At 49.0% G+C, this 26,475-nt stretch carries 19 protein-coding genes and 1 tRNA gene; 12 read left to right on the top strand and 8 right to left on the bottom strand.

Annotation, left to right across the window (positions count from 1 at the left end; translation table 11 throughout):
* Positions 1 to 56: 56 nt before the first annotated feature.
* From ACLTOQ_RS10805 to ACLTOQ_RS10825, 5 genes are all read left to right on the top strand, one after another.
* Entirely contained in the window at positions 57 to 950 is an 894-nt protein-coding gene (locus tag ACLTOQ_RS10805; RefSeq protein WP_412272399.1) for an MBL fold metallo-hydrolase, read from the top strand.
* A gap of 68 nt (positions 951 to 1,018) precedes the next feature.
* A complete protein-coding gene (locus tag ACLTOQ_RS10810; protein ID WP_412272398.1) occupies positions 1,019 to 1,876 on the top strand; it encodes an MBL fold metallo-hydrolase in 858 nt (285 codons plus the stop codon).
* Positions 1,877 to 1,972: 96 nt separating this feature from the next.
* Positions 1,973 to 2,929: a nucleoside hydrolase gene (locus ACLTOQ_RS10815; protein ID WP_412319386.1), complete on the top strand. Its 957-nt coding sequence runs from the start codon at positions 1,973 to 1,975 to the stop codon at positions 2,927 to 2,929.
* 12 nt (positions 2,930 to 2,941) lie between these two features.
* Positions 2,942 to 5,131: an ADP-ribosylglycohydrolase family protein gene (locus tag ACLTOQ_RS10820; protein ID WP_412319387.1), complete on the top strand. Its 2,190-nt coding sequence runs from the start codon at positions 2,942 to 2,944 to the stop codon at positions 5,129 to 5,131.
* Positions 5,128 to 6,009, top strand: a complete 882-nt coding sequence (locus ACLTOQ_RS10825) for a ribokinase (protein WP_412319388.1) — start codon at positions 5,128 to 5,130, stop codon at positions 6,007 to 6,009. The genes ACLTOQ_RS10820 and ACLTOQ_RS10825 overlap by 4 nt, the downstream gene beginning before the upstream one ends.
* A gap of 179 nt (positions 6,010 to 6,188) precedes the next feature.
* On the opposite strand, the gene ACLTOQ_RS10830 is transcribed toward ACLTOQ_RS10825, so the two are convergent.
* Positions 6,189 to 8,624: a GH36-type glycosyl hydrolase domain-containing protein gene (locus ACLTOQ_RS10830; protein ID WP_412319389.1), complete on the bottom strand. Its 2,436-nt coding sequence runs from the start codon at positions 8,622 to 8,624 to the stop codon at positions 6,189 to 6,191.
* Positions 8,625 to 9,160: 536 nt separating this feature from the next.
* On the opposite strand from ACLTOQ_RS10830, the gene ACLTOQ_RS10835 reads away from it, so the two are divergent.
* The 7 genes from ACLTOQ_RS10835 to ACLTOQ_RS10865 all read left to right on the top strand — a co-directional run bounded on the left by ACLTOQ_RS10835 (position 9,161) and on the right by ACLTOQ_RS10865 (position 18,615).
* Positions 9,161 to 10,186, top strand: a complete 1,026-nt coding sequence (locus ACLTOQ_RS10835; RefSeq protein WP_412319390.1) for a LacI family DNA-binding transcriptional regulator — start codon at positions 9,161 to 9,163, stop codon at positions 10,184 to 10,186.
* A 108-nt stretch (positions 10,187 to 10,294) separates the two neighbouring features.
* Complete coding sequence (locus ACLTOQ_RS10840; protein ID WP_262585225.1) at positions 10,295 to 11,737, top strand: extracellular solute-binding protein; 1,443 nt, start codon at positions 10,295 to 10,297, stop codon at positions 11,735 to 11,737.
* Between the two features lie 292 nt (positions 11,738 to 12,029).
* The gene (locus ACLTOQ_RS10845) at positions 12,030 to 12,923 is read left to right on the top strand and encodes a carbohydrate ABC transporter permease (protein WP_412319391.1); all 894 of its coding nucleotides are present in this window, start codon (positions 12,030 to 12,032) and stop codon (positions 12,921 to 12,923) included.
* Between the two features lie 3 nt (positions 12,924 to 12,926).
* A complete protein-coding gene (locus ACLTOQ_RS10850) occupies positions 12,927 to 13,784 on the top strand; it encodes a carbohydrate ABC transporter permease (protein WP_021915580.1) in 858 nt (285 codons plus the stop codon).
* A gap of 112 nt (positions 13,785 to 13,896) precedes the next feature.
* Positions 13,897 to 16,236, top strand: a complete 2,340-nt coding sequence (yicI, locus tag ACLTOQ_RS10855; protein WP_412271329.1) for an alpha-xylosidase — start codon at positions 13,897 to 13,899, stop codon at positions 16,234 to 16,236.
* A 360-nt stretch (positions 16,237 to 16,596) separates the two neighbouring features.
* On the top strand, positions 16,597 to 17,796 hold the full coding sequence (locus tag ACLTOQ_RS10860) for an acetate/propionate family kinase (protein ID WP_412271331.1): 1,200 nt from the start codon (positions 16,597 to 16,599) through the stop codon (positions 17,794 to 17,796).
* A 75-nt stretch (positions 17,797 to 17,871) separates the two neighbouring features.
* Positions 17,872 to 18,615 carry a M48 family metallopeptidase gene (locus ACLTOQ_RS10865; RefSeq protein WP_412271333.1) on the top strand — a complete coding sequence of 248 codons (744 nt, stop codon included), beginning with the start codon at positions 17,872 to 17,874 and terminating at the stop codon, positions 18,613 to 18,615.
* Positions 18,616 to 18,783: 168 nt separating this feature from the next.
* Here the strand turns inward: ACLTOQ_RS10865 and ACLTOQ_RS10870 are convergent, their stop codons facing one another.
* The 7 genes from ACLTOQ_RS10870 to ACLTOQ_RS10900 form a co-directional block, all read right to left on the bottom strand.
* The gene (locus tag ACLTOQ_RS10870; RefSeq protein ID WP_021915576.1) at positions 18,784 to 19,605 is read right to left on the bottom strand and encodes an HAD-IIA family hydrolase; all 822 of its coding nucleotides are present in this window, start codon (positions 19,603 to 19,605) and stop codon (positions 18,784 to 18,786) included.
* A 6-nt stretch (positions 19,606 to 19,611) separates the two neighbouring features.
* Positions 19,612 to 19,995 (bottom strand): DUF1667 domain-containing protein, encoded by a 384-nt coding sequence (locus tag ACLTOQ_RS10875; RefSeq protein ID WP_021915575.1) that lies wholly within the window; start codon positions 19,993 to 19,995, stop codon positions 19,612 to 19,614.
* Positions 19,996 to 20,001: 6 nt separating this feature from the next.
* Positions 20,002 to 21,411 carry an NAD(P)/FAD-dependent oxidoreductase gene (locus ACLTOQ_RS10880; protein WP_349174680.1) on the bottom strand — a complete coding sequence of 470 codons (1,410 nt, stop codon included), beginning with the start codon at positions 21,409 to 21,411 and terminating at the stop codon, positions 20,002 to 20,004.
* On the bottom strand, positions 21,408 to 22,859 hold the full coding sequence (locus tag ACLTOQ_RS10885; RefSeq protein ID WP_262585238.1) for an NAD(P)/FAD-dependent oxidoreductase: 1,452 nt from the start codon (positions 22,857 to 22,859) through the stop codon (positions 21,408 to 21,410). Before ACLTOQ_RS10885 ends, ACLTOQ_RS10880 begins: the two co-directional genes overlap by 4 nt.
* A gap of 44 nt (positions 22,860 to 22,903) precedes the next feature.
* Positions 22,904 to 23,824, bottom strand: a complete 921-nt coding sequence (locus tag ACLTOQ_RS10890) for an aldo/keto reductase (RefSeq protein WP_412319392.1) — start codon at positions 23,822 to 23,824, stop codon at positions 22,904 to 22,906.
* A gap of 230 nt (positions 23,825 to 24,054) precedes the next feature.
* Complete coding sequence (ftsH, locus tag ACLTOQ_RS10895; protein WP_412319393.1) at positions 24,055 to 25,932, bottom strand: ATP-dependent zinc metalloprotease FtsH; 1,878 nt, start codon at positions 25,930 to 25,932, stop codon at positions 24,055 to 24,057.
* 265 nt (positions 25,933 to 26,197) lie between these two features.
* Positions 26,198 to 26,270 (bottom strand) — tRNA-Lys (locus ACLTOQ_RS10900).
* Positions 26,271 to 26,475: the final 205 nt, after the last annotated feature.

Consider the following 26,475-nt stretch of genomic DNA (forward strand, 5'->3'; position numbering starts at 1 on the left):
ATGCAAACAGGCATTCCGTAACGGAAAGACAAAACTATTTCTATAAGGAGGAATTTATGACTGACACAGGTATTTTTTATGGAACAGGAGCAGCGGAGGGTGTGCCGAGTCCCTTTTGTGACTGCCCGATGTGCAATTATGCCCGTGAGCATGGCGGAAAGGATGTCCGCAAGCGTTCCTGCTTTCGACTGGGCAGGAATATTATGATTGATATGGGGCCGGATATTTTCACCCAGGCACTTCAATATGGTTCTATGTGTGACATTGAGCATGTTCTGATTACACATACCCATGATGATCATTTTAATTTTACGGCATTGGGCCTTATGAGCATGGCAACGCATCTTCGGACAACACCGGTGCATTTCTATTTTTCGGAAGAGGGCTATCGGTTCATTGAGCTTTTGCGTGACAGTGAGATCGCATTTGGAGGAACTCTCCGGGGAATGGAAAAAAAGGGGATTTATGCCTTTCACAAGCTGAAATATTTTGAGACCTATTCCATAGGGGAATATGAGGTTACACCGATCCGTGGAAATCACGGTGGGAATATGGCAAAAGAGCGCAGCGCAAATTATGTGCTGAAGGCAAAAGACGGAACAAAAATGCTGTATGGAATGGATACCGGACTGTATGAGGAAGAAACCCTTGATTTCATGAAAAATCAGAATCTTGACATTTGGATCTCAGAATGTACATTCGGAAATCTGAAGCTGCAGGAGGAATGGAATACCCATTTATGTGCGGATACTTTTCTGGAGCTGTTGGATACATTTGAAAAAAATAAAACGATCCGGCAGGATACCAAAATATATCTTTCCCATATAAATCAGTGTCATACGGCGCCTCATGAAAAGCTTCAAGGGATAATGACGGATGCAAAGCCGGAATATCAGATCGTTGTGGCATATGACGGATTGGAAATTCCCATAAGCCGGGATGGAAAATAACTTGCACAGATCAATTCCGAAATTTTCAGAAAAAAGAAAAAGTGTTATAATAAAAGGAGAAAATAAAAATGGATAACATGAATATTCGGAAAATTAACGGTTTTACAGTTCAGCTGGTAGCAGATGGAGTATATGCGATTGATGAATTCGGCATTGCGCTGATGTATCTGATCATCGGAAAAACACAGGCACTGCTGCTGGATACAGGCGTTGGTGCAGGAAATGTACATGCAGTTGTAAAGGAACTGACGGATCTGCCCTGTCTGGTAGTAAACTCCCACCATCATTATGACCATGCTGGCGGCAATGTCTGGTTTGATGAGGTTTATGCACATAAAAATGCGGTCAGCGTTTTAAAGGAGCAGAACTGTCAGGAGGTACGCCGCGCCTTTATCGAGAGACAGCTGGATAGAGAAGAATATAACGGAGAAGCGTCTGTAGCAGATACGATTTCTTATCTTCATGAGTATCGTGTGAATCCCATCGAGGAAGGAAAGGTATTTGATCTGGGGGGACGTAAGCTGGAGGTGATCGAGACCTTCGGACATACGAAGGATGGGATCTGCCTGCTGGATTCTGAAAACCGTCTGCTGTTTTCCGGCGATTCGGTAGTCAGCACACCGACTCTGATCATGGATCGCTGCAAATCGGATACGATGGAGCATTACGCAAAAGCGTTGAAGCATCTGGAGGGCAGAGAAGCTGAGTTTGATCTGATCTTCCCGGGGCATTATGTGCATCCGATTCCCAAAACCTATTTAAAAGAGCTGATCGTATGTGCAGAGAAAATCCTGGAGAATCCGCTGTATGGCACACCGGAGAAAAATCACATGTCAGATCAAATCGCATATCGAGCATTTTATAAAAAGGCATCCATTCTTTATACAATGGATCGCGTAACCGGAGAAAAGGCACCTCAGGAATAAAGGAAAAATGTAACTGTGAGGGTACTGAACAGTTTACAAAAAAATCTGCGGAGCAAAAAGGGCGGGCAGAAATAAAAAAAGGAGCTGAGATTACGTATGGAACAGAACAAAGGAACACAATGGGTACCCAAAAAACAGGAGGATCCGGGACTTCTTGCCCGTCTGAGCAGACCGACGGGACCGGTAGATGTTGTCCTGGATACTGATACCTATAATGAAATTGACGATCAGTTCGCTGTTTCGTATCTGATTTGCTCTGCAGAAAAACTCCATTTACAGGCAATCTATGCAGCGCCGTTTTTTAATGAAAAATCCACAGGCCCTGCAGATGGAATGGAGAAAAGCTATCAGGAGATCTTAAATATTCTGACGCTGATGGGAAAGGACGAGCTGAAAAAAAGTGTATACAAAGGCTCGGCAGGCTACCTGCCGGATGAAGAGACGGCGGTAGAATCTCCTGCAGCGGCAGATCTGGCGGCCCGTGCAATGAACTATACTCCGGAAAAACCGCTGTATGTGCTTGCAATCGGCGCCATCACAAATGTGGCTTCTGCAATTTTGAAAAATCCGGATATTATCGACCGGATCGTGATCGTATGGCTGGGCGGCAATGCACTGCACTGGCCGGAAAACAAAGAATTTAATCTGTATCAGGACGTTGCCGCGGCAAGGATCATTTTTGAGTGCGGAGCCGCATTGGTGCAGCTCCCCTGCTCCGGCGTTGTATCGGAGGTTACGACGACAGGACCGGAGCTGGATGCCTATCTGAAGGGAAAAAACCGATTCTGTGATTATCTGGTCAGCACGACAAAGACGGAGGGACGCCGGTGCAGTAACGAACTGGCATGGTCTCGTGTGATCTGGGATATCACAACCGTCGCATGGCTGCTGGATGAGCGCTTCATGGAGGATTATCTGATGCCCAGCCCGATCCCGGAATACGACGGGCATTATTCTGTGGATCCGAAGCGACATCTGATGCGTTATGTTTATCATGTAAACAGGGATAAAGTTTTTTCAGATCTGTTTACAAAGCTGGCGAATTTTGGCTGAAGAGGGACAGGTATGAAAAAAGAATATCTGGAGCGTATTTACGCAGGCTGGTTAGCCAAAATCATAGGTATCCGTTATGGAGCGCCGGTAGAAGGCTGGACATATGAAAAAATAAAAAATATCTATGGAGAACTGACAGACTATCCGGTGGACTATCGGGAGTTTGCAGCGGATGACGACAGCAACGGACCGTTATTCTATCTGAGAGGCCTTGAGGATGGCGGACATGGAGCAGAAATGACAGCACAGGATGTTGCAAATGCGCTGTTAAATTACGCACCCTATGAGCATGGATTTTTCTGGTGGGGCGGTTACGGAACGAGTACGGAGCATACGGCATATCTGAACCTGCGCAGCGGCATACCCGCGCCGCGAAGCGGCAGTATTGCGCAGAATGGAAGTACAATAGCGGAGCAGATCGGCGGACAGATATTTATTGATACCTGGGGACTGGTTGCACCGGGCAATCCAGCGCTGGCTGCAAAGCTGGCCAGCAAGGCTGCGAGTGTAACGCATGATGGCAATGCGTTATACGGCGGTATTTTTGTGGCTGTGTGCATCAGTGTCGCATTTGAGGAAAAAGAGATCAAAAAGATTCTGGAAACAGGACTTTCCTATATTCCGTCAGACTGTGAATATGCGAAGATCGTACGGACAGTAATGGAGTTTTATGAAGAGCATCCGCAGAACTGGAGAGACTGCTTTGCCTACATTCATGCAAACTACGGTTATGATAAATATCCGGGAAATTGCCATATTATTCCGAATATTGCAGTTATGATTCTGGCGCTGTTATATGGAAACGGCGATTTTTCAGATACCATCGCTATCGTTACAATGTGTGGATGGGATACCGATTGTAACGGTGGTAATGTGGCAACCATTATCGGTGTCCGAAATGGTCTGGAGGGGATTGATTATGACCGCTGGAGAAAACCTGTGCATGATCTGCTGGTCTGCTCCAGTGTGATAGGCTCCTTAAACATCATGGATATTCCCTATGGAGCATTGTATATCGGGAAAATGGCATATGAGCTTGCAGGGGAAGAGCTTCCGGAGCCGTGGAAGGAGCTTGCAGAGAAAAGAATTCACAGCTGTCATTTTGAATTTCCGGGATCTACGCATTCCATGCAGATTCGGGTGGACAGCGTGACGGATGAGAAGGATCCGATCACGAGAGAATGCTGTGTCTGCAATACAGACGAGTCTGCACATAGCGGCAGCAGAAGCCTGAAAGCGACGGCAGTTCCGGTAAATTCCGGAGAACGTGTTTTTGTATATCAGAAAACTTACTATGAGCCGAAGGATTTTCACGACAGCAGATATGATCCCTGTTTCTCCCCGCTGGTTTACCCTGGGCAGACGGTACATGGAAGCGTAATGCTTCCGGAGTATGCCGGGGAAGCGGACTGCAGCCTGTATGTGCGGGATCTGCGGAGTGGAAAAATTTTTACCGGCAAAAGCGTACGTCTGAAAAAGGGCTGTTGGCAGGAGCTGAGCTTCCAGATTCCGTCCTGGGAGGGCGCGCTGATCGGTGAGATGGGAGTCTGCTTTGATCTTTTGATGGGAACGGAAGCAACTCAGACCTTTGCAGGACTTTTGGATGATCTGTGGGCAGATGGAACACCGGATTATCGGATCGATTTTTGCCAGGAAACGACAGAAGTGTGGACTGGCTTACATAAAGAAGTCAGCCAGTTTACCAGACTGAAGGGACATCTGTATTTGGATCAGGGAGCATTGCATCTGTCCTGCGCAGATTTTGGAGAAGCGTATACCGGCAGATATGACTGGAAAGACTATACGGCGGTATTTGAAATGACTCCCCTGACAGGCGAAAACAATATGGTAAATGTGCGCGTACAGGGGGCGATCCGTTCTTATGCAGTTGCACTCCTTGCGGATTCTAAAATTGCACTCCTGAAAAATGAAAATGGATATCGTGTTCTGACAGAGACAGCCTTTGACTGGAAAGCTGGCAGGGATTATGAGGTTTCTGTTTGCGCACAGGGAGCAAGACTGCATGCAGAGATCAAAGAAGTGCCGGTTGGATGTAGACAAAACCAACAGCTGCAGACAGAGACTGCTGTACTGGAATATGAGGATACGGACCATCCTTATCTGCAGGGCGTGGTTGGCGTGTCTGTTCGAAACGGAAGCCATGCAAAATATTCTTCGATACGGATGAGGTGTGATTCATGAGCTTTCTTGTGATGGGCTCCTTAAATTATGACTATATTTATTCCCTGGATCATATTGTCGCACCGGGAGAAACGATTGCTTCTGTGAAGTTGGATAAGACCTGCGGAGGAAAAGGCTTTAATCAGGCTGCAGCCCTTGCAAAAGCTGGTGCCAAGGTGTATCTTGCAGGTTTGGTAGGCTCTGACGGAGGTGAGCTGCTGGAAACAGCACAGGAGTTTGGCGTGGACTGCAGGCTCGTGCAGGAACGGGACAATAGAACCGGGCATGCGATCATTCAGGTGGACAAAAACGGACAGAACAGCATCGTCCTGTATGGCGGTACGAACCGGATGTGGACGACGGAATATATCGATAGCGTTCTGGATTCCTTTGAAAAAGGAGATGTCCTGATCTTACAGAATGAAATCAATGGAATCGAAGATATTCTGGAAAAGGCCTATGCCAGAGGCATTTCGATCGTATTGAATCCATCGCCGTTTGAAGATTGCATTTTAAGCTGGCAGCTGGAAAAGGTTTCCCTGTTTTTCATCAATGAGGTAGAGGGCGAGCAAATGACCCAAAAAAGCGAGCCAAAAGACATTCTGGAGCAAATGCTGTTTCAGTATCCGAATGCTGCAGTTGTACTGACCCTCGGAGAAAAAGGTGCATGGTATGCAGACCGGGAAGAACGGTATTTCTGCCCGGCACAGAAAGTAAAGGCAGTTGACACCACGGCGGCGGGAGATACCTTTACCGGATATTTTCTGATGGCGCAGGAAAAGGGATTTTCTGCAGAACAGTGTCTTTCGATCGCTGCACAGGCATCCGCAATTGCAGTGTCGAGAAAGGGTGCATCGGTCTCTGTCCCGGTCTGGGCAGAGCTGCAGATGGACTTATAAATAATTCCAACAATAGAATGCACGCTCGACGAGCATTCTATTGTCATGAATCCAAAACCCCGGACGGAGTGATTTTTCAAACTCTGTCCGGGGTTGATTTTTATAACTTTGGATGGATGAGCGCTGCTACAATATTCGAAACATCCGTAATTTACGCAGGTTCCGGGCAGATCAGCAGTTTAGCCCATCACAACCGTAACGTCATAGTGCTGTTTGGCTTCGGTGAAAGGAACGACACAGCCGTCAACGGGGGTTCCGTCAACAAGAAGGGAAACAACGCCCTTTTCCACGTGGTTCGGGTTATGGATGTGGATATCATAGTCGGCATTGCGGTAGTGCCTGTGGATATCATATCCGCTGCAATCGGAAGGAATGCAGGGATCAATACGCAGACCGTTCCAGTCGGGGCAAATGCCAAGGATGTATTGGGAGATATTGACAAAGGTCCATGCCGCAGTACCGGTCAGCCAGCTGTTTTTTGCTTCACCGTGTCTGGGAGCGTCTGCGCCGGCAACCATCTGTGCATAAACGTAAGGCTCGGTGCGGTGGATGTCACTGATATCTTCCAGATAAGCGGGACAGGTTTTACGATATACCTCAAATGCGCGATTGCCTCTGCCAATGACGGTTTCTGCGATGGAAATCCAGGGATTATTGTGGCAGAAGATTCCGGCATTTTCCTTGTACCCGGGCGGGTAGGAGCTGACCTCTCCAAGCTCCAGGTGATATCTGGTATAGGCAGGCTGCAGGAGCATGACGCCGTATTTGGTATCCAGATGTTTTTGGACAGAGTCCATGGCTTTTTGCGCAAGCCCTTCCTGTACGCCAATGCCTGCGAGGACGCAGAAGCCCTGGGGTTCGATAAAGATCTGACCTTCTTCACATTCCCGGGAGCCGACCTTGTGGCTGTAGGCATCGTAGGCCCGGAGGAACCATTCCCCGTCCCAGCCGGAATCCAGGACTGCCTGATAGACTGCTGCAACCTCCTTACGGGCACGGACTGCCTCCACAGCATTGCCGAGAAGAGAGACAAGCTGCGCGTACTCTTCCCCATATTTAACGAACATTCCGGCAATAAATACGGATTCTGCAACAGGACCCTCACTTGGTCCAAAGGTCTGGAAGGATTCGCCGGGCTCTGCGGAAAAACAGTTTAAATTCAGACAGTCATTCCAGTCGGCACGACCGATCAGCGGAAGCCCGTGAGGTCCCTTATGCGTTGCAGTAAAGTCAAAGGAGCGTTTCAGATGCTCCAAAAGCGGCTGCTGAGTTCCGGGGGTGCTGTTAAAGGTAACTGGCTCTTTTAAAATGGAAAAATCGCCGGTTTCTTTGATGTAAGCAACCGTACCGGCGATCAGCCAGAGGGGATCGTCGTTAAAGCCTCCGCCGATATCTGCGTTTCCACGTTTGGTCAGCGGCTGATACTGATGGTATGCACTGCCATCCTCAAACTGAGTGGCTGCGATATCCAGTATTCGCTCGCGGGCGCGCTCCGGAATCAGATGGACGAAACCGAGCAGATCCTGACAGGAGTCACGGAACCCCATTCCACGGCCGATGCCGGATTCGTAATAAGAAGCGCTTCGGGACATATTGAAGGTAACCATGCACTGGTACTGGTTCCAGATATTTACCATGCGATCCACTTCCCTGGAGTCAGAGGAAATATGATATCGGGACAGAAGCGCTGTCCAGTAATGGCGAAGCGCAAGAAAAGCATCTTGTACCTGGTCGGGATTACTGTAGCGTGACAAAAGGGCATGGGCAGGCTTTTTATTGATGACACCCGGCGCTTCCCATTTTTCTTCAACGGATACTTCGACATATGCAGTGACAAAAATAAAGGTTTTGCTTTCGCCCGGCTGAAGTGTCAGATCAATCTGATGGGCTGCAATAGGAGACCAGCCGCTGGCTACGGAATTGGAGAGCTGGCCTTTTTCAACAGCGGAAGGATTCTGATTGCTGCGGTATGGACCAAGAAAGGAATCCCGGTCTGTCTCGAAGGCGGTTATCGGTGTGTTGACAGAAAACAGAGCGTAGTGATTCCGACGTTCCCGGTATTCTGTTTTGTGATAAAGAATGGAACCTTCTATTTCCACCTCTCCGGTGCTGAAGTTACGCTGGAAATTCTTCATATCATCATCCGCATTCCAGAGACACCATTCCAGATAAGAAAACAACTGAATCGTTTTCTCCCGCTCAGAATCATTGGTAAGCGTAAGCTGATTGATCTCGCAGGAATCCTCAAGAGGTACGAAGGTGAGCAGGGAGGCCTTCAGATGGTTTTTCTGCCCGGTAAAGCGGCTGTATCCCATTCCATGCCGGCATTCATAAAAATCCAGAGGGGTCTGGGTCGGCTGCCAGCCGGGATTCCAGATGCTGTTTCCTTCTTTGAGATAGAAATATCTGCCATTGGAATCCGCAGGGACGTTGTTGTAGCGATAGCGGGTCAGACGGAGAAGCTTTGCATCTTTATAGAAAGAGTAGCCGCCGCAGGTGTTGGAAATAAGACTGAAAAAATCGCGGCAGCCAAGATAGTTGATCCAGGGAAGCGGCGTTGCAGGATCTGTGATGACATATTCCCGGTTGATATCATCAAAGTAACCGTATTTCATAAAACCCTCCATTCTACAGACGCCTTTGTGCCGAAGAAGCTCTGCGCAGATCCTCTTTTGAAATGAGGTTTCAGGATGCTTTGGGGCGTCTGCTGTACAAGAAAGCCTGTGCCAGGCAACTGCAGTTTAAACGATTAAGTTAAACGCAGAGCTATTATATATTTCGAATTATATTGAAAAAATGCGATAAAATCAATGAAAATGAAAAGGAACAGCTTACGAAAATGAAAGCGTCAAAGGACGATTTTCTGGGTTATGTTGACGAAACTGCAGCGAAACTATGATGCGTAAGTAAAAGAGAAGGATAAAATATAAAAATACAACAAAAAGTTGATTTTCAAATTGTATAAAGTGGCAAAATGATTAAAAATAATAAAAAGATATTGAAATATATGTGCATGGCGCATATAATGCAATTAAAGAAAACGTTTAAGTATATCGTTTACGTAACAAACTGCTGCGTGAAAGAAAGCAGCAGGATATAAGGATAAGACGCAAAGAAAAAACGGAGGTGTCGAAGGCAGGAGGTAGGCGATATGGTTTCCTTAAAAGACATCGCAAAGGAATGTCAGGTTTCCGTTGCAACAGTCAGCAAGGCGCTGAACGATCATGCAGACATCAGCGAGGAACGCAAGAAGATGATTCGTGAGAAGGCAGAAGAAATGGGATATCGTCCGAATCTGTTTGCGAGGACATTGAAGACGAATCGCAGTTATAACATCGGAGTTCTTTTCACGGATGCAGAGCATAATGGTCTGACACATGATTATTTCGCAGCAGTATTGGATAGCTTCAAGGTAGCTGCGGAGGCAAGAGATTATGATCTTACATTTGTCAATTGCGGAGGCTCCGGCGGAAAGCGGATGACGTATCTGGAGCATGCCAGATATCGGGGATTTGACGGAATTATGATTGCATGTGTTGATTTTTCAGAGTCGGAGGTGCTGCAGCTTGCACTGAGTGATATTCCGGTTGTGACCATCGACTATATCTTCAATGATCGTCTGGCAGTTGTTTCGGATAACGCAAAGGGAATGGAAGATCTGTTCACTTATATTTATCAGATGGGACATCGAAGAATTGCATATATCCACGGTACAGATTCCGCAGTTACAACAAACCGTCTGTCCTCTTTTTACAGGACAGCAGAAAAGTTTGGAGTGGAGATCCCGGATGAATATGTGATGATGACAAGATACCGTGATACCAAGGGCGCGGGAGAAGCGACAGAGAAGCTTCTTGATCTGAGAAGACCGCCGACTTGTATTTTATATCCGGACGATTTTGCAGCATTGGGAGGCATCCATGTGATCCGGGAACGGGGAATGTCTATCCCGGAAGATATTTCCATTGCAGGCTATGATGGAATCCGGTTGGCAAAGCTGACTGTTCCGAATCTAACGACACTCTGTCAGGATACACAGCATCTTGGACAGTACGCAGCAGAGAAGCTGATCGATCTGATCGAAAAGCCCAAAACTGCAATGCGGAATATCACGATAGTACAGGGAAAATTGTATGAGGGTCAAACAGTTTTAAAGCTGGATGGCAGCAGAGGGTAGTACGGTAATGGCTACTTCGGAAACAACGGTAAAGGATGCAGGATACTGAAAGCTCCGGAGAATGCTTAAATTTTATAAACTTTATAAACTCATAGGAGGGTTTGGGGTATGAAAAAGAAAATGCTTGGTTTGTTACTTTCAACAGCAATGCTGGCAACGACAGTAGCAGGGTGCGGATCCACAGCAGCAACTACTGCTTCTGCACCGGCGGCAGAAGAGACCGCTAAGACAGAAGCGGCAGAATCTACAGCTGCAGATACTGCGGATACAGAAGCTGCCGCAGGCGACAGTTCCGAACTTGCTTATACAGGCGAGCTCGAGATTATGCATTACTCTACTTCCGAAGAATCTGAAGGAAATGGCGGCTCTGATGGCTTCCGTACCGTACTGGGTGAGTGGGATGACGCACATCCGGATATTACGCTGACGCAGACTGTTCTTGCAAATGCAGAGTATAAGACACAGATCGCAACACTGGCTGCAGCAGATGACCTGCCCGATGTATTCCTGCTTCAGGGCATGAACACCATCGACTGGGCAAAACAGGGTCTGGTTTATGATCTGACAGATGATATCAAAGCATCTCCGTATTATGCAGATTACAATACCGCGTATTTCGCACCGTTTACTTATGAAGATTCCATGTACGGCTTCCCGGCACTGACCGGCGGTACCTGTACTGTTGTGATTTATGATAAGGCAATGTGGAAAGAAGCAGGATACGATCAGTTCCCGTCTACCTGGGAAGATGTAGAAAAAGCTTCCGAGTACTTTAACGGCAAGGGTATTACGACAGTTGCATTCGGCAACGGCGGCAAGTGGCAGGCAAACTCCGATTTCCTTTCCACACTGGGCAATCGTTACACCGGTCCTGACTGGTTTATGAGCCTGGTGGCAAAGAGCGGCGCAGCATTTACAGATGATACATTTGTAAGCGCCCTGACAGAGATGCAGAGACTCTTTACCGATACCAAGATCTTCAACGAAGACTTTAACGTTGTTACCAACGAAGATGCGCGTGAATATTACATTTCCGGCGATGCAGCAGCATTCATCGGCGGTAACTGGGATGAATCCTACATCTGGGCAGCCTTAAAGGATGCTGACGAAGAGAAATTCAACAACATGGGCTTTGCGGTTCTGCCTCAGCCTGCAGATGCAACACAGGCTCCGAATTCCCAGAATATCGGTCTTGGATACGCAGTTGCAATCAACTCCAAGCTGGCTGACGATCCTGAAAAACTGGCAGCAGCAATTGACCTGGCTGAGTACATTACCGGTCCCGCATTTGCAAGCTATGTAGCTGAAAATTATGCACTGGGCGGCCTGACCAAGGTTGCAGACGTTGACCTGAGCGCATTTGATCAGATCACACAGGATTTCTACAACTGGTCTTATGTGGACACCGATACCTGTGAAATTTATGATTCTTACATTACCAATGCAGTTTGGGATGTTTTAAATACTGACCTTCAGACCATGATGAATGGTGATATCACCCCTGAAGAAGTAGCCCAGAACGCCCAGGACGCATACGAAGCCAACTACTAAGGAAAATGCCCTGCCCCGCAGAGCAGGGCATTTTCTGCTACTTCTCAAGGTGCGAAGTGCCTTGAGAAGGTACCGAAGGGGCCGCTACTTCTCAAGGGGCGGAGCGCCTTGAGAAGGTTCCGAAGGGGCTGCTACTTCTCAAGGGGCGGAGCGCCTTGAGAAGGTTCCGAAGGGGCTGCTACTTCTCAAGGGGCGGAGCGCCTTGAGAAGGTTCCGAAATAGGAAAGTACAGAGCCGTTCTGCCTGCCATCAGGCGGGACGGCTTTTGCGCAAAATAAGGGAGGGATCCTTGATGCTGACTGCGATCAAACCAAAAAAAAGAACGATTCTCCTGTATCTGCTGGTGCCGGTGGCGATGTTCGTATTTACTGTTTTTGTACCATTGGTTACAGCACTTGTATACAGTTTTTATGAATGGAAGGGCGGCCCGCAGAAGACCTTTACAGGGCTAACAAACTACATCACTCTGTTCCATGACGGTACCTTCTGGCAGGCCTTCGGACATAATATCTATCTGGTTGTGGCGTGTATTATTGGGCAGATCGGTATTGCCTTTATTTTAGTACTGATGGTAAATTCCAGAGTTGTCAAATTAAAGGGGATCCATCGAACCTTTGGCTTCTTTCCAAGCACAATTTCTGCAGTTTGCCTTGGTTTGATCTGGAACATGATCTACCATAACCAGTATGGAATCATCAACTGGTTTTTGAGAACGATCGGCAGACCGGATCTTTGTAAGGTATGGCTCAACGAAACAAAGCTGGTCATGCTGCTTGTCTCCATTCCGCTGATCTGGCAGTATATCGGATACTATATGGTGATCATCCTTTCCGCGATTTCCTCCATCAGCACCGAAATCTTTGAAAGCGCGGAAATTGACGGTGCGAACGGTATACAGAGTGCACTCTACATTACACTGCCGCTGATCAAGAATACGATGCTTGTCTGCATTACGCTGTGTATTGCAGGTAATATGAAAGCCTTTGACAATATTTATGTTATGACAAAGGGCGGTCCCGGAACAGCCTCTATGGTAATGGCGATGTACGGATATCAGGTGTCCTTTAACCAGAGTAATATGGGATACGGCAGCTGTATTTCTGTCGGCATTTTTGTATTATCGCTCCTTGTGATCGGCGGAGCACAGGGGCTGATCAAACGGCTCACCAGAGAAAAGGAGGCGTAGGACATGAAAAAGGATAATGGAACACATCGTATCCGCAAAGGAATCCTGGCAGTATTTATGAATCTGATCCTGATCGTTTTCTCCCTGTCCTGTATTTTTCCGATGATCTGGATGCTGTACTCTTCGTTAAAAGAAAAGAGGGCATTTAATGCAGATATTGTAGGGCTGCCCAAAAATCCGACTCTGATCAATTACATCAGGATTCTGAGCAATTCCGATTATCATCTGGGAGAATCCATGTTCAACAGTGTACGTACAACTACGCTGTCCATTATTTTGATCGTATTATTTTCGTTTATTGTGGGTTATATTTTGGCAAGGGTCCATTTTAAGGGAAACCGCGCACTGTATGTCATGTTTTTGATGGGAATGCTTATTCCGATCCATTCGCTGCTGGTGCCGATCTATGTGGTTTTCAAAAATTGCGGAATTTCCGACCAGTGGTATACGCTGCTTTTACCCTATGTGTCCTTCGGGCTTCCGATGGGAATTTTTCTGGTAGAAGGATATGTCAAGACCATTCCGGTTTCGCTGGAAGAGGCAGCTGCAATTGATGGAAGCAGCTTTTCAAATACACTTTGGAGGATTATTCTGCCGATCACCAAACCGATCCTGGTGACAGTTGCGATCATACAGATCTTTAGCTGCTGGAATGAGTTCTCCTTCGCATTGGTACTGATCAAAAATGTTTCACTGCAGACAGTACCGCTGGCACTGACACAGTTTAAGGGACAGTTTGCATCAGATTATCCGAAGCAGATGGCGGCAATGCTGATCACCATGTCTCCTATCGTAATTTTGTATTTTGTGTTTAGTAAGCAGATTATTGAAGGAATGGTTGCAGGTGCGGTAAAGGGATGATCACACAGCTATTTGTGCCGCAGGCGTCACAAAATAGCTGGGATCGCAGAGCCGAACTGGATGTTCGCCTCGCGATTTCTTCGGCGTAAGCGTCTGCGGAATGGAGAATAACATGAAATTTACAGAAGGATATTGGTTATTGAGTGAGAGGACAAACGGACAGTTCGCATCACAGGCATACCATATAGAAGCAATGGAAAACGGACTGCGGGTAGTGGCTCCGACATCACCGGTATTATCCAGAGGCGACACATTAAATCGACCGACCATTACAATAGAATTTCTCGCGGTTTCTCCGGAGGTGATTTCGGTTCGTGCCTGGCATTATGAGGGCTACAGGACGGGAGAGGCCCGATTTGAGAAAAAGGAGACGACCTGCGATGCAGTTGTGACAATAACGGAGAATGAGGCAGTTTTGGATGCCGGACGCGTGAGTGTGCATGTTGACCGGAAAAACTGGGGCTACAGCTTCTGGGCAGATGGAAAACTGCTGACGTCCTCCGGATTCCATAATCTCGGCTATGTCCGCTGGGACAAAAGAGTCTCCAGCATGCTGCCGCAGGATAATTATATGAAGGAGCATGAGTACACCCCTTATATGACCCAGGATCTTTTGCTTGCACCCGGAGAAAATGTATATGGCTTCGGAGAACGCTTTACTGCGTTTGTCAAAAATGGTCAGGCAGTAGAAACCTGGAACGAGGATGGAGGTACAGCTTCACAGGTAGCCTATAAAAATATTCCGTTTTATATGACCAACAGAGGCTATGGTGTATTTGTGGATCATACAGGCAATGTGTCCTTTGAAGTAGCAAGCGAGAAGGTGGAGTATGTCGGATTTTCTGTACCCGGGGAAGAACTCCGGTACTATCTTTTTTACGGACCGACTCATAAGGAAATTTTAAAAGCCTATACGGGTCTGACCGGACGTCCGGCGCTTCCTCCGGCATGGTCTTTTGGACTGTGGCTTTCTACCTCCTTTACGACGGATTATGATGAGCAGACAGTTACCTCTTTTCTGGAAGGCATGGAGGAGAGGAAGATCCCCCTGAGCGTATTCCATTTTGACTGCTTCTGGATGAAAGGACTGCAGTGGTGTGATTTTGAATGGGATCCGGAGACATTCCCGGATGTAAAGGGAATGCTGCAGCGTTATCATGAAAGAGGGCTGAAAATCTGTGTATGGATCAACCCGTATATTGCGCAGGGAACAAAAACCTTCCGGGAAGCTGCAGCAGGCGGTTATCTGTTGAAGCGCGCAGACGGACACGGTATCTGGCAGACCGATAACTGGCAGAATGGCATGGGAGTTGTGGATTTTACAAATCCGAAAGCCTGCAAATGGTATCAGGGCAAGCTGCGCAGCCTGTTGGAAATGGGTGTGGACTGCTTTAAAACGGATTTTGGCGAGAGAATCCCGATCGATGTTGTGTACCAGGATGGCAGCGAGCCGGTCAGCATGCACAATTACTATGCATTTCTTTATAACCGCTGTGTTTTTGAACTGTTGAAAGAAGTAAAAGGTCAGCAGGAGGCGGTTGTTTTTGCAAGAAGTGCGACAGCAGGAGGACAGCAGTTCCCTGTGCACTGGGGAGGTGACAGCAGCGCATCTTACATTTCCATGGCAGAGACGCTGCGTGGAGGTCTGTCGTTTGCGATGTCTGGATTTTCCTTCTGGAGTCATGATATCGGTGGCTTTGAAAATACTGCTCCTGCAGATGTATACAAACGATGGCTTGCATTTGGATTGCTTTCCTCTCACAGCCGTCTGCATGGATCGGGAAGCTACCGGGTACCGTGGGCATTTGATGAGCAGGCCTGTGATGTGGCGAGATATTTTGTGCAGCTGAAATGCAGCCTGATGCCGTATCTGTATGCAAAAGCGGTGGAAGCGCATGAGGACGGTACGCCGGTAATGCGTCCTATGGTATTTGCGTTTGAAGACGATCCGGCCTGCCAGACTCTGGATATGCAGTATATGCTGGGGGAAAGTCTGCTGACAGCACCGATCTTTTCGGAGGATGGCAGCGCAGCCTGGTATCTGCCGGAGGGCACGTGGACAAATTATCTGGACGGTACAGTCAAAGAGGGCGGAAGGTTTTACAAGGACAGATTTGACTATTTCTCCCTGCCGCTTTATGTGCGGGAAAATACCCTGCTGGCAGTCGGCAGCGTGACAGAGCGCCCGGATTATGATTATGCGGCAAGCTCTGTGCTGCATCTGTTTGCATTAAAGGATGGAAAAGAGGCAGTCTGCAAAATCCCGGATATCCACGGACAGATTGTGGAAACCGTAAAAGCGATCCGCAGCGGTAAAAAAATTGTCGTAACGGCAGATGGTAAAAACAGGGAAGAGGATGCTGCTTTTGCATTGGTGATGCATGACGAAAACGGCAATATGCAGGAAATTTCGGTTCCGGCAAAGGGAGAGGCTGTGCTGGAGCTGATCTGAAAAGTCGAAACCATATCCGTGATATCTGCAGCTTTGGATGGCAGGGCTGACGGATAACAGCATGAAATCCGGAATCAGAACAGGGGCGGACGAAAATAGTCTGTCCCTGTTTTTTATCTCATAGGAAAATGCATCCTATGAAATAAAAACGCTCCGCGAGGATGCGCACTCGGCGCAAGGGTGGATGGTTGCCGAAGCAACCGCGCCCCGGCGCGAGAATGTGCCAAGGCACATTCTTTTTATAGCTGCGGGACTGGTTTTTTACCGTGTGAAATGGTACAATAAAAATGTATGCGGTGCAAAAACAGCCTCCGGTGTGATCGGAGACTGTCAAAATAGAAAACAGGAGGATTTATTTCCATGAAAGTGCTTGTAATCAACTGCGGCAGCTCCTCTTTGAAGTATCAGCTGATCGACAGCCAGAGTGAAGAGGTCCTGGCAAAGGGACTGTGTGAAAGAATCGGAATCGAAGGCAGCAGCGTAACCCATCAGAAAGCCGGCGAAGGCAAAAAGACGGAAGCGGTTCTGATGAAGGATCATACCGATGCAGTAAAGGTTGTGATCGAGAAGCTGACAGATCCTGCAGAGGGCGTGATCGCATCTTTGAAGGAAATTGATGCAGTAGGTCACAGAATCGTACATGGCGGAGAAAAATTCAAGGGATCTGTTGTGATTGATGACAGTGTACTGGAGGCAATTGCGGAGTGCAATGACCTTGCACCGCTTCACAATCCGGCAAACCTGATCGGTATCAGATCCTGCCAGAGGGTAATGCCCGGCGTGCCGATGGTAGCTGTATTCGATACCGCATTTCATCAGACGATGCCCGGCAAAGCTTATTTATACGGTCTGCCGTATGAATATTATGAGAAATACAAAGTACGTCGTTACGGCTTCCATGGAACCAGCCATGATTTCGTTTCCAAACGTGTCGGAGAACTGCTTGGAAAAGACAGAAAGGATCTGAAAATTATCGTATGCCATCTTGGCAACGGTGCTTCCGTATCCGCAGTTGACCACGGTAAATCCGTGGATACCTCCATGGGTCTGACGCCCCTGGAAGGCCTGATGATGGGAACCAGAAGCGGCGATATGGATCCTGCGATCGTTGGTTTTATCGCAGAAAAAGAAAATCTGACAGCTGCAGAGGTCATCAATATCTGCAACAAAAACTCCGGTGTGCTTGGCCTGTCCGGTATTTCCAGCGACTTCCGTGATCTGGTAGAAGCTGCGGCAGCAGGCAACGACCATGCGCAGACGACGCTGGAAGCATACGCTTATCGTGTCGGCAAATATATCGGTGCATATGCGGCTGCTATGAACGGTGTGGATGCCATCGTATTTACAGCAGGAATTGGTGAAAACAACGCACAGGTTCGTGCTCTGATCAGTCAGTATACAGGCTTCCTTGGCTGCGAGATCGATCTGGAAAAGAATAAGGCGGCAGTCGGTGTGGAGGCTGTTATTTCCACTCCGGAATCCAAAGTAACAGCCCTGGTGGTTCCGACCAATGAAGAGCTTGCCATTGCGCGGGAAACAGTTCGTCTGGTGAGCGCGTAAAGGAAACGATAATTTGCAACAGGTACGGGCGTTGTCCTGCCGGGGAACCGACGGACAGCGCCCGTGGTAGAATGTATGGAAAAGATCATTGTACTGAAAGGGATTGCAGTCCCTTATGAACTGCAGCGGAAAAATATCAGGAGAATGAACCTGCGCGTCCACAGAGATGGGCGCGTTTTGGTTTCTGCGAGCAGAGATACAGCGCAGTGGGAAATAGAGGCGTTTCTTCTGGAAAATGCGGATTTTGTCCTGCAGAACCGGGAACGCTGTCTGAAGCTGATTGAAGCCGGAGATGGAATCAGCGCCGGGAAAAATCGACGTTATGAAGATGGGGATGTGCTTTATCAGTGTGGAAAAGCCTGCCGCCTTTGTGTTGTGGAGGGCAGGAAAGAGTCGGTGGAGCGGATCGGCCGTGTGATTTTAGTGACACAGAAAAATCCATCCGATGCAGACAGACGCAGACGGATGCTCGAAGGGTATCTGACACAGTGCTGCCTGGAGCAGATGGAAGAAATCTGTGAGAGGATTTATCCGGTTTTTTCCCGGATGGGGGTAGCATGGCCCCAGATTAAAGTGCGCAGTATGGTGTCCCGATGGGGAAGCTGTCAGCCGAAAAAGAAGATCGTGACTTTTTCCAGACAGCTTGGGGAGACGCCGCCTGCGTGCATGGAATATGTTGCAGTACATGAGTTTTGCCATTTTATCCAGCCGAATCACTCTGCAGCATTTCATCAGCTTATGACGGAGCTGATGCCGGACTGGAGGCAGAGAAAGCAGCTGTTGAACAGCCGGGCATGGGTTGATGTCGGGGAGACATAATATGGCTGGAAGCCTGCGCTTTCCATTGAAAAAATGCGTCTGTCATGGAGAAAAGATTCCGTGCGGCAGGCGCATTTTTGTTCGTTTTTATCTATATATGCCTGAAACGATAAACGATTGTGGATGTTTCGAAAAATTGCATCGGGACTGTTTGGAGAATCGCAGGCGCTACCGCGCCAGTTCTGTGCACACTTCACGGACACTGTCGAAAATCCAGGTTGGTTTGGTGTCGCTCTTTTCCAGGTCATCAAGTGTTGCCTCGCCGGAGAGGACACAGATCGTATCGACTCCTGCATTGACACCGCAGGCGATGTCTGTGTAGATGCGGTCACCGACGATCACGGTGTCCTCTTTGGAGATGCCGAGCTTTTTTAAAACACAGTCGATCATGATCGGTTCTGGCTTGCCGATGAAAAACGGTGTTTTGCCGGTCGCATTTTTGAGCATGATGCTCATGGAGCCGCAATCCGGGATGTAGCCGAAGCTGACCGGACAGACAAGATCCGGATTGGTTGCAAGATAAGCAACCTCACGCCCGAGCATGATGCAGGTGTCACGTACCTTTTCAGAGGTATTTTCTGTATCAAAGCCGATTAAAACGACAGAGGCGGAATCCTCCGGCTTCGTGACAACGCGGATGCCGTTTTGCTCCAGCTCTGCGACAAGAGAACGGGTTCCCATACAGAAAACGGTCTGTCCGGGATAATTCTCCTGAAGATAAAAAGCGGTTGCCTGGCTGGAAGTATAGAAATGCGAAGCATCGGCGGTAATTCCCATCCGGTTTACCTTTTCCACATAGTCCTTTACGGATTTGGAGGAATTGTTGGTGATGAAAATATAGCGTCCTCCATTTTTTTCAATCTGGGAAAGAAAATCCAGCGTTCCTTCAAAAATTGAATTTTCATTATAGATCGTGCCGTCCATATCCAGCAGGAACAGCTTTTTATGCCGGAGTGCATCCGCGTTTTTTTTAAATTTATCTGTAAGCATTTCGGATCAGTTCTCCCTGAAACCGGTGGCAACCGGAATATTTTTAGTGGCGACGATATCCGCACCCGTACCTGCCGCGTCGCGCAGCAGGACATCTCCGATTTGAACCGGGGCGACAGCGTGGATCTGACGGATCGCTTCCATGACATCCTTTATTTTACCTTTGGGGATATCGGAGGCAGTCTTAACGGAAACGACAGGCAGGACGCCGCCGGAAACCAGCGCTGTAGAAGTTACGATACGGGTTGGATTGGTGACCTCCCTACGACCGTAAGCAGCGCCGCGGGGGCAGGTATTGCCGGTGACGGATACAACCTCGCCGTTTTCAAGCGTAACAGTAAGCGGGCAGCCCAGAGGGCAGCAGATGCAGATTAGATTTTTTTCTTCCATAACAAATCAGCCCTCCTCTTTTGCAACACAGATTGTGATGGATTGTGCGTCGGCGGGAATTGCAGATTTTTTCAGGATGATCTGCTGCATTTCGCCGGGCGCGAGCTTCTTCTTTTTCTGGCGCAGCAGACAGGTATCACCTGCTGTAACAGTCAATACTGCGTCTGTGAATACGCTTCCGACGCGGAAACGAACCAGAAGCGAGTCCTCCATATGGGACAGCCGAATGGACTGCGGAACCGTGTATCGGACGCCGCCCGATGGAATAAGCGGGATGCCGGTGGAGCCGTCCGCAGCAGCGGCGTTGTGAGCGTTATTGTTAGCCTTCACGCCGGTTGAACCTTGCCCGGCGGAAGCGCTGCTCGCGCCGCTGTCAGCCTGTGTGGTCAAATTCTGTTCAGCGGAAGCAGTGCCCGCGCGGTCATCCGCTGTCTGCCGGATATATTCTGCCGCGAATTTTCCGGCACGTCCGGCTTCTTCGGAAACGTAATCGACCAGATCATGTACGTGCAGAACATTGCCGCAGGCGAATACGCCGGGAACGTTCGTTTCGAGGCTTTCATTCACCAGTGGACCGCCTGTGACGGGGGATAAGGATACACCGAGTTTGGTGGAAAGTTCGTTTTCGGGGATAAGTCCACAGGAGAGCAGCAGTGTATCGCAGGGGATATTTTGCTCGGTTCCGGGGATCGGCTTGCGGTCAGGACCGACCTGTGCCAGTGTAATGCCGGTTACGCGATCTTTTCCCTGAATATCGATGACTGTATGGGAAAGCAGCAGCGGAATGTCAAAATCCTCCAGGCACTGGACGATATTTCGCTGCAGACCGCCGGAATAGGGCATCAGCTCGGCAACGGCTTTGACTTTCGCACCTTCGAGGGTCATTCGACGCGCCATAATCAGACCGATATCGCCGGAGCCGAGGATTACTACCTCTTTACCCGGGAGAAAGCCTTCCATATTGACGAGACGCTGGGCTGTACCGGCGGTGTAAATGCCTGCCGGACGGAAGCCGGGGATGTTTAAAGCGCCTCTGGGGCGTTCACGGCAGCCCATCGCGAGAATTACACTGCGGCAGGGCAGCTGCAGGAGTCCGTCTGTGCGGTTCATGGCTGTAACACAATGCAGGCCTGTGGAAGCGTCTGTGCTGATATCCAGAACCATTGTGGAGAGCTTATAGGGAATTTCCAGTGCGAGCGCTTCGTCGATGAAACGGGAAGCGTATTCTGGTCCGGTCAGCTCTTCCTGAAAGGTGTGCAGACCGAAGCCGTTGTGGATACACTGATTTAAAATGCCGCCCAGCTCCTGATCGCGTTCGAGGATCAGAAGATTGGAAACTCCGTTTTTATGGGCGGCGATAGCGGCAGCAAGTCCGGCAGGACCTCCGCCGATGACGATCAGATCATATTGTTTCATAAGCCCGATTCCTCCCTTGTAGTGCCGGTAAGCAGTTCAGAGCCTTGCCCGTGTTTGGTGACAGAAAGTGGGTTCATGGAAAGCTCGCGTTCGAGGATTTCCATGACTCTGGGAGAACAGAAACCTGCCTGACAGCGTCCCATTCCGGCACGGGTGCGTCGTTTTACGCCGTCTAAGGAGCGTGCGCCGACCGGACGGCGGATTGCATTTATAATTTCTCCCTCTGTAACGGTTTCACAGCGGCAGATCACATTGCCGTATGCAGGATCTTCTGACAGAAGCTCTTTTAATTCCTCCGGGGAAGCAGAAGCGACACAGGGAATGCCCTTGCGGGTCGCAATAAAGTTGTCCTTGCAGGAAGCCCCCAGCTTATGGGAAACCAGCTCTGCAACATATTCCCCGATTGCGGGAGCGGAGGAAAGACCGGGAGATTCGATTCCGGCACAGTCAAAGAAGCCGGGAGCATCCTCTGCCTCACCAATTACGAAATCACCGCCTGCTTCGGAGGCGCGCAGACCTGCAAACGAGGTAATTGTCAGATTACCGGGCAGGGACGGAACGCTGAGCCGTCCTTTTTCCATAACGTCAGCAAGTCCTGCCTGGGTGGTATTGACGGCCTCTTTATCGGAAAGGTTTTCGGCGGTGGGACCGACTAACAGGTTTCCGTGGACGGTAGGGCTGACCAAAATGCCCTTGCCCATCTTTCCGGGAAGCTGAAAGATCGTATGGGAAACGAGGGTTCCGGCTTTTTTGTCCAGAAGCTGGTATTCTCCGCGGCGGGGCGTGATAGAAAGCTTGTGGGCGCTGACCTGATTGTGCAGCTCGTCCGCATAGACACCGGCGGCGTTGATGATACAGCGCGCTTCAAAGGTGTCGCCGGCAGCGGTTAAAACGTTCCAGTGACCGTCAGAAGCGTTGCGGGAAAGGGCTTTTACTGTAGTGTCAAAGCGGAACGAAACGCCGTTTACGGCAGCGTTTTCCGCCAGGGCGATCGTCATCAGGAACGGACATACAATTCCACCGGTCGGGCAGACAAGCACTGCCTTTACGTCGTCGGAAAGTGCTGGCTCGAGGGACTTGATAGCCTCACCGGTCACGATGGAAAGACCGGGAACGCCGTTTTTGCGTCCGCGGTCTGCCAGCTCTTCCAGTTCCGGAATCTGGGATTCTTCAAAACAAAGTACCAGGGAGCCGTTTCTGGTAAAGGGAAAATCGAGGTCAGCGGAGAGCTGATCCATGAGTTCGTTCCCTCTCACATTAAAACGGGCTTTTAAGGAGCCGGGCTTTGCGTCGTGTCCGGCATGGATGATGGCGCTGTTTGCTTTGGAGGTTCCGCAGCAGACGTCCTCTTCTTTTTCCAGCACCAGGATATTTAGTTGATAACGGGAAAGCTCCCGTGCAATCGCGCATCCGGTCACACCGGCACCGATTATGATTGCATCATACATGGTAAATTCTCCTTTCGGAAAAATGAAAGTCAGGCACTTGTAAATTACGGCAGAATGTGTCCGGCAGCAAGATAGAGACGATACCATTCCTCACGGGTTAGCGTAATATCGCAGGCGGCGCAGATCTCGCGGAAGCGGGAGGGCTTTGTCGTGCCGGCGATCAGCTGCATGTGTGCAGGGTGACGCAGAATCCATGCAGCTGCAATTGTTGTCGGAGTCGTGCGGTATTTGTCTGCAATTTCCTCCAGACAGTGGTTCAATTCGGGATACTTGTCGCTGCCGATGAAAACGCCTTCAAAAAAGCCGTACTGGAACGGTGACCAGGTCTGGATGGTGATATCGTTGAGACGGCAGAAATCGAGAATGCTGTCGTCGCGGTCAATTGCACCGGCGGTTGTCATGTTGACTTCCATGCCGCTCTGGATCATGGAGGAGTTGGGCAGGGAAAACTGCAGCTGGTCGGTTACGAGGGGCTGGCTGATATATTTCTGCAGCAGCCTGATCTGGCTTGATTTGTGGTTGGAAACACCGAAGTTGCGGACCTTGCCGCTTTGCTGCAGCTGGTTGAAGGCTTCTGCCACTTCTTCCGGCTCCATCAGGGCATCCGGACGGTGCAGGACAAGCACATCCAGATAGTCAGTGCGCAGACGTTTCAGAATGCCGTCTACAGAAGATAAAATGTGTTCTTTGGAAAAATCATACATAACGCCGGAAACAATGCCGCATTTGGACTGCAGAAGGATCTTGTCGCGGACAGAGGGGGACATGTGGATCGCGTCTGCAAACGCTTCCTCGCAGGTGCCCTGACCGTAGATGTCGGCGTGTTCGAAAAAGTTGCAGCCAAGCTCCAGCGCCGTTGCAACGAGTTCCTCGGCTTCTTTAGCGGAAACGTCGCGGATGCGCATGCAGCCGAGGGCAACGGAAGGGACTGTCAGTCCACTTTTTCCAAGTTGAATATATTTCATATACCTATACCTCCACCGGGTAAATTTCACTGCTTTCAGTATACCTCATAAGACGGGAAAAGGAAAGAAAAAGAGATGTCCGGAAGCGTTCAAAAAACGATACCAGAAGAGAAAATTTTGTGTATAGAGAGGGAGCTTCCTGCACGCAAAAACCGGCGGAGATTTTTCAAAAATCTCCGCCGGCTGAAAAAGCCAGGTGTGAAGCAGCCGGTGGCGGTTGCCGTTGTCGGTCAGTTGCCGGAAGCTGCGGAATCCGCCGCTGCGAGCTCAGGCTTGCGCATCAGAATCGTCATAAATTCTTCGCCTGTAATCGTTTCATGCTCGTACAGGTATTTAGCGATTTCATGAAGCTTTGGCAGGTTATCCTGCAGAAGCTGGATCGCTTTCTGGTGCTGTGCTTTTACAAGGTCGACGGTCAGGGTATCGATCTGGGTCTGTGTCTCGGGTGAGCAGGAAAGGGAGGAATCGCCGCCCAGATACTGGTTTGCAACGGTTTCCATTGCAACCATATCGAAAGTATCGCTCATGCCGTAGCGGGTGATCATTGCACGGGCGAGCTTGGTTGCCTGCTCGATATCGTTGGAGGCGCCGGTTGTGATGGAGTGGAAGATGATTTCTTCTGCTGCGCGGCCGCCGGTCAGCGTTGCAATCTTATTTGCCATTTCTTCTTTGGACATCAGGAAACGTTCGCCTTCCTCGACCTGCATGGTATAACCAAGTGCACCGCTGGTACGGGGAATGATCGTGATCTTGTGTACCGGTGCGGAGTTCGTCTGCAGGGCGGCGACAAGGGCATGACCGACTTCATGATAGGAAACGATCAGTTTTTCTTTTTCGGAGAGCACGCGGCTCTTTTTCTGGTAGCCTGCGATAACAACCTCGATGCTTTCTTCGAGGTCTGCCTGTGTTGCAAAACGACGACCGTCGCGGACTGCACGCAGAGCAGCTTCGTTGACGATGTTGGCGAGTTCAGCGCCGGAGGCACCGGAAGCAGCTTTTGCGATTTCATGGAAGTTTACATTATCTGCAATCTTGATCTTACGGGCATGTACCTTCAGGATATCTTCGCGGCCCTGTAAGTCAGGCAGCTCAACCGGAATTCGGCGGTCGAAACGCCCTGGTCTGGTCAGCGCAGGATCAAGGGAATCCGGGCGGTTCGTCGCTGCCAGGATGACAACGCCTTTGGAACCATCGAAACCGTCCATTTCTGTCAGCAGCTGGTTTAAGGTCTGTTCCCGCTCGTCGTTGCCGCTGATCTGTCCATCACGCTTTTTACCGATTGTATCGATCTCATCGATGAAGACGATACAGGGAGCCTTCTCACTCGCCTGCTTGAACAGGTCACGTACCTTGGCTGCGCCCATGCCGACGAACATTTCCACGAATTCAGAACCGGAAATGGAGAAGAAGGGAACGTCCGCTTCACCGGCGACTGCCTTGGCAAGCAGGGTTTTACCGGTTCCGGGAGGGCCTACGAGCAGTGCGCCTTTGGGCATTGTTGCGCCGATTGCGCGGTATTTTTCAGGGTTATGCAAAAAGTCTACGATTTCGGTCAGAAGCTCTTTTGCCTCATCTTCACCTGCTACATCGGAAAACTTGATGCCGGTGGAGGATTTGACATAAACCTTGGCGTTACTCTTGCCGAACGACATCGCGCCGCCGGGACCTCCGGTCATGCTGTTGGTCATCTTTTTAAAGAGCAGCTGGCCTAAAAAGATGAAAATAATAGTAGGCAGGATAAAACCGATCAGCATATTCATCAGAGGGGACTGCTGAGTCGGAATCTCTCTGGTCAGAGCCGCACCGGAGGAAGTGATCTTATCGATCAATTCGCTGTCGGTGTTGATCAGACCGGTCTTGCAGACCTGAGTTTTGCCATCCTGTTTGATGGTGTAATAAATGATAGAATCCTGGACGTCGAACTGGACCTCCTGAATCTGTTTGCTGTCGATACCTTTTAAAAAGTCACTGTAGGTCGTTTCCCTGATGCTTCGTTCCATGATCCCCGGAAGAACAAAAATATTAAGCAGGAACATAACGATCAGAGCGACGACGGCATACGTGGCAAGCACTTGTTTTGGTTTTTTGTCATCGGGATTGGTTGTCATAGGTGTCTCCATTCTGTGCGCTGTCTGCACGGCACGGACATGTCGGGATGTCCGGGAAAAATAGTGTCTTAAAAACGTTTCAGATTAAGTTTATTATGCGTCCGGCCTGGGAAATTTACAAGAAAAGAATTGAAAAGAAATTCTAAAAGAAATATAAACTGAAAAGGAATCGGAGAGGGTATCATGTTCTTATGCGCAGCTGAAAACAGGAGAACAAAAAAACACCGTCCCCGAAAGTCAAGCTTTCAAAAACAGTGCTTCTTAGTGCACCGCCAGGGGCTCGAACCCTGGACACCCTGATTAAGAGTCAGGTGCTCTACCAACTGAGCTAGCGGTGCATTTTCTTTTGTTTCGCTGAATCTCTGTATCGCTCAGCGACAAGATATATTATATGGCATGGATCGAGTTTTGACAAGTGTTTTTTGAAGAAAATTTAAGAAAAATATGCATAAAAAATGAAATATAAAAACGAGGTAATGCAGCAAAATAAATAAATAAGTCGAAAAAACGATAGACACGAATATGGAAAAAAGAATATAACAG

Source organism: Gallintestinimicrobium sp. (genome assembly GCF_046968865.1).
Taxonomy (GTDB): domain Bacteria; phylum Bacillota; class Clostridia; order Lachnospirales; family Lachnospiraceae; genus Gallintestinimicrobium; species Gallintestinimicrobium propionicum.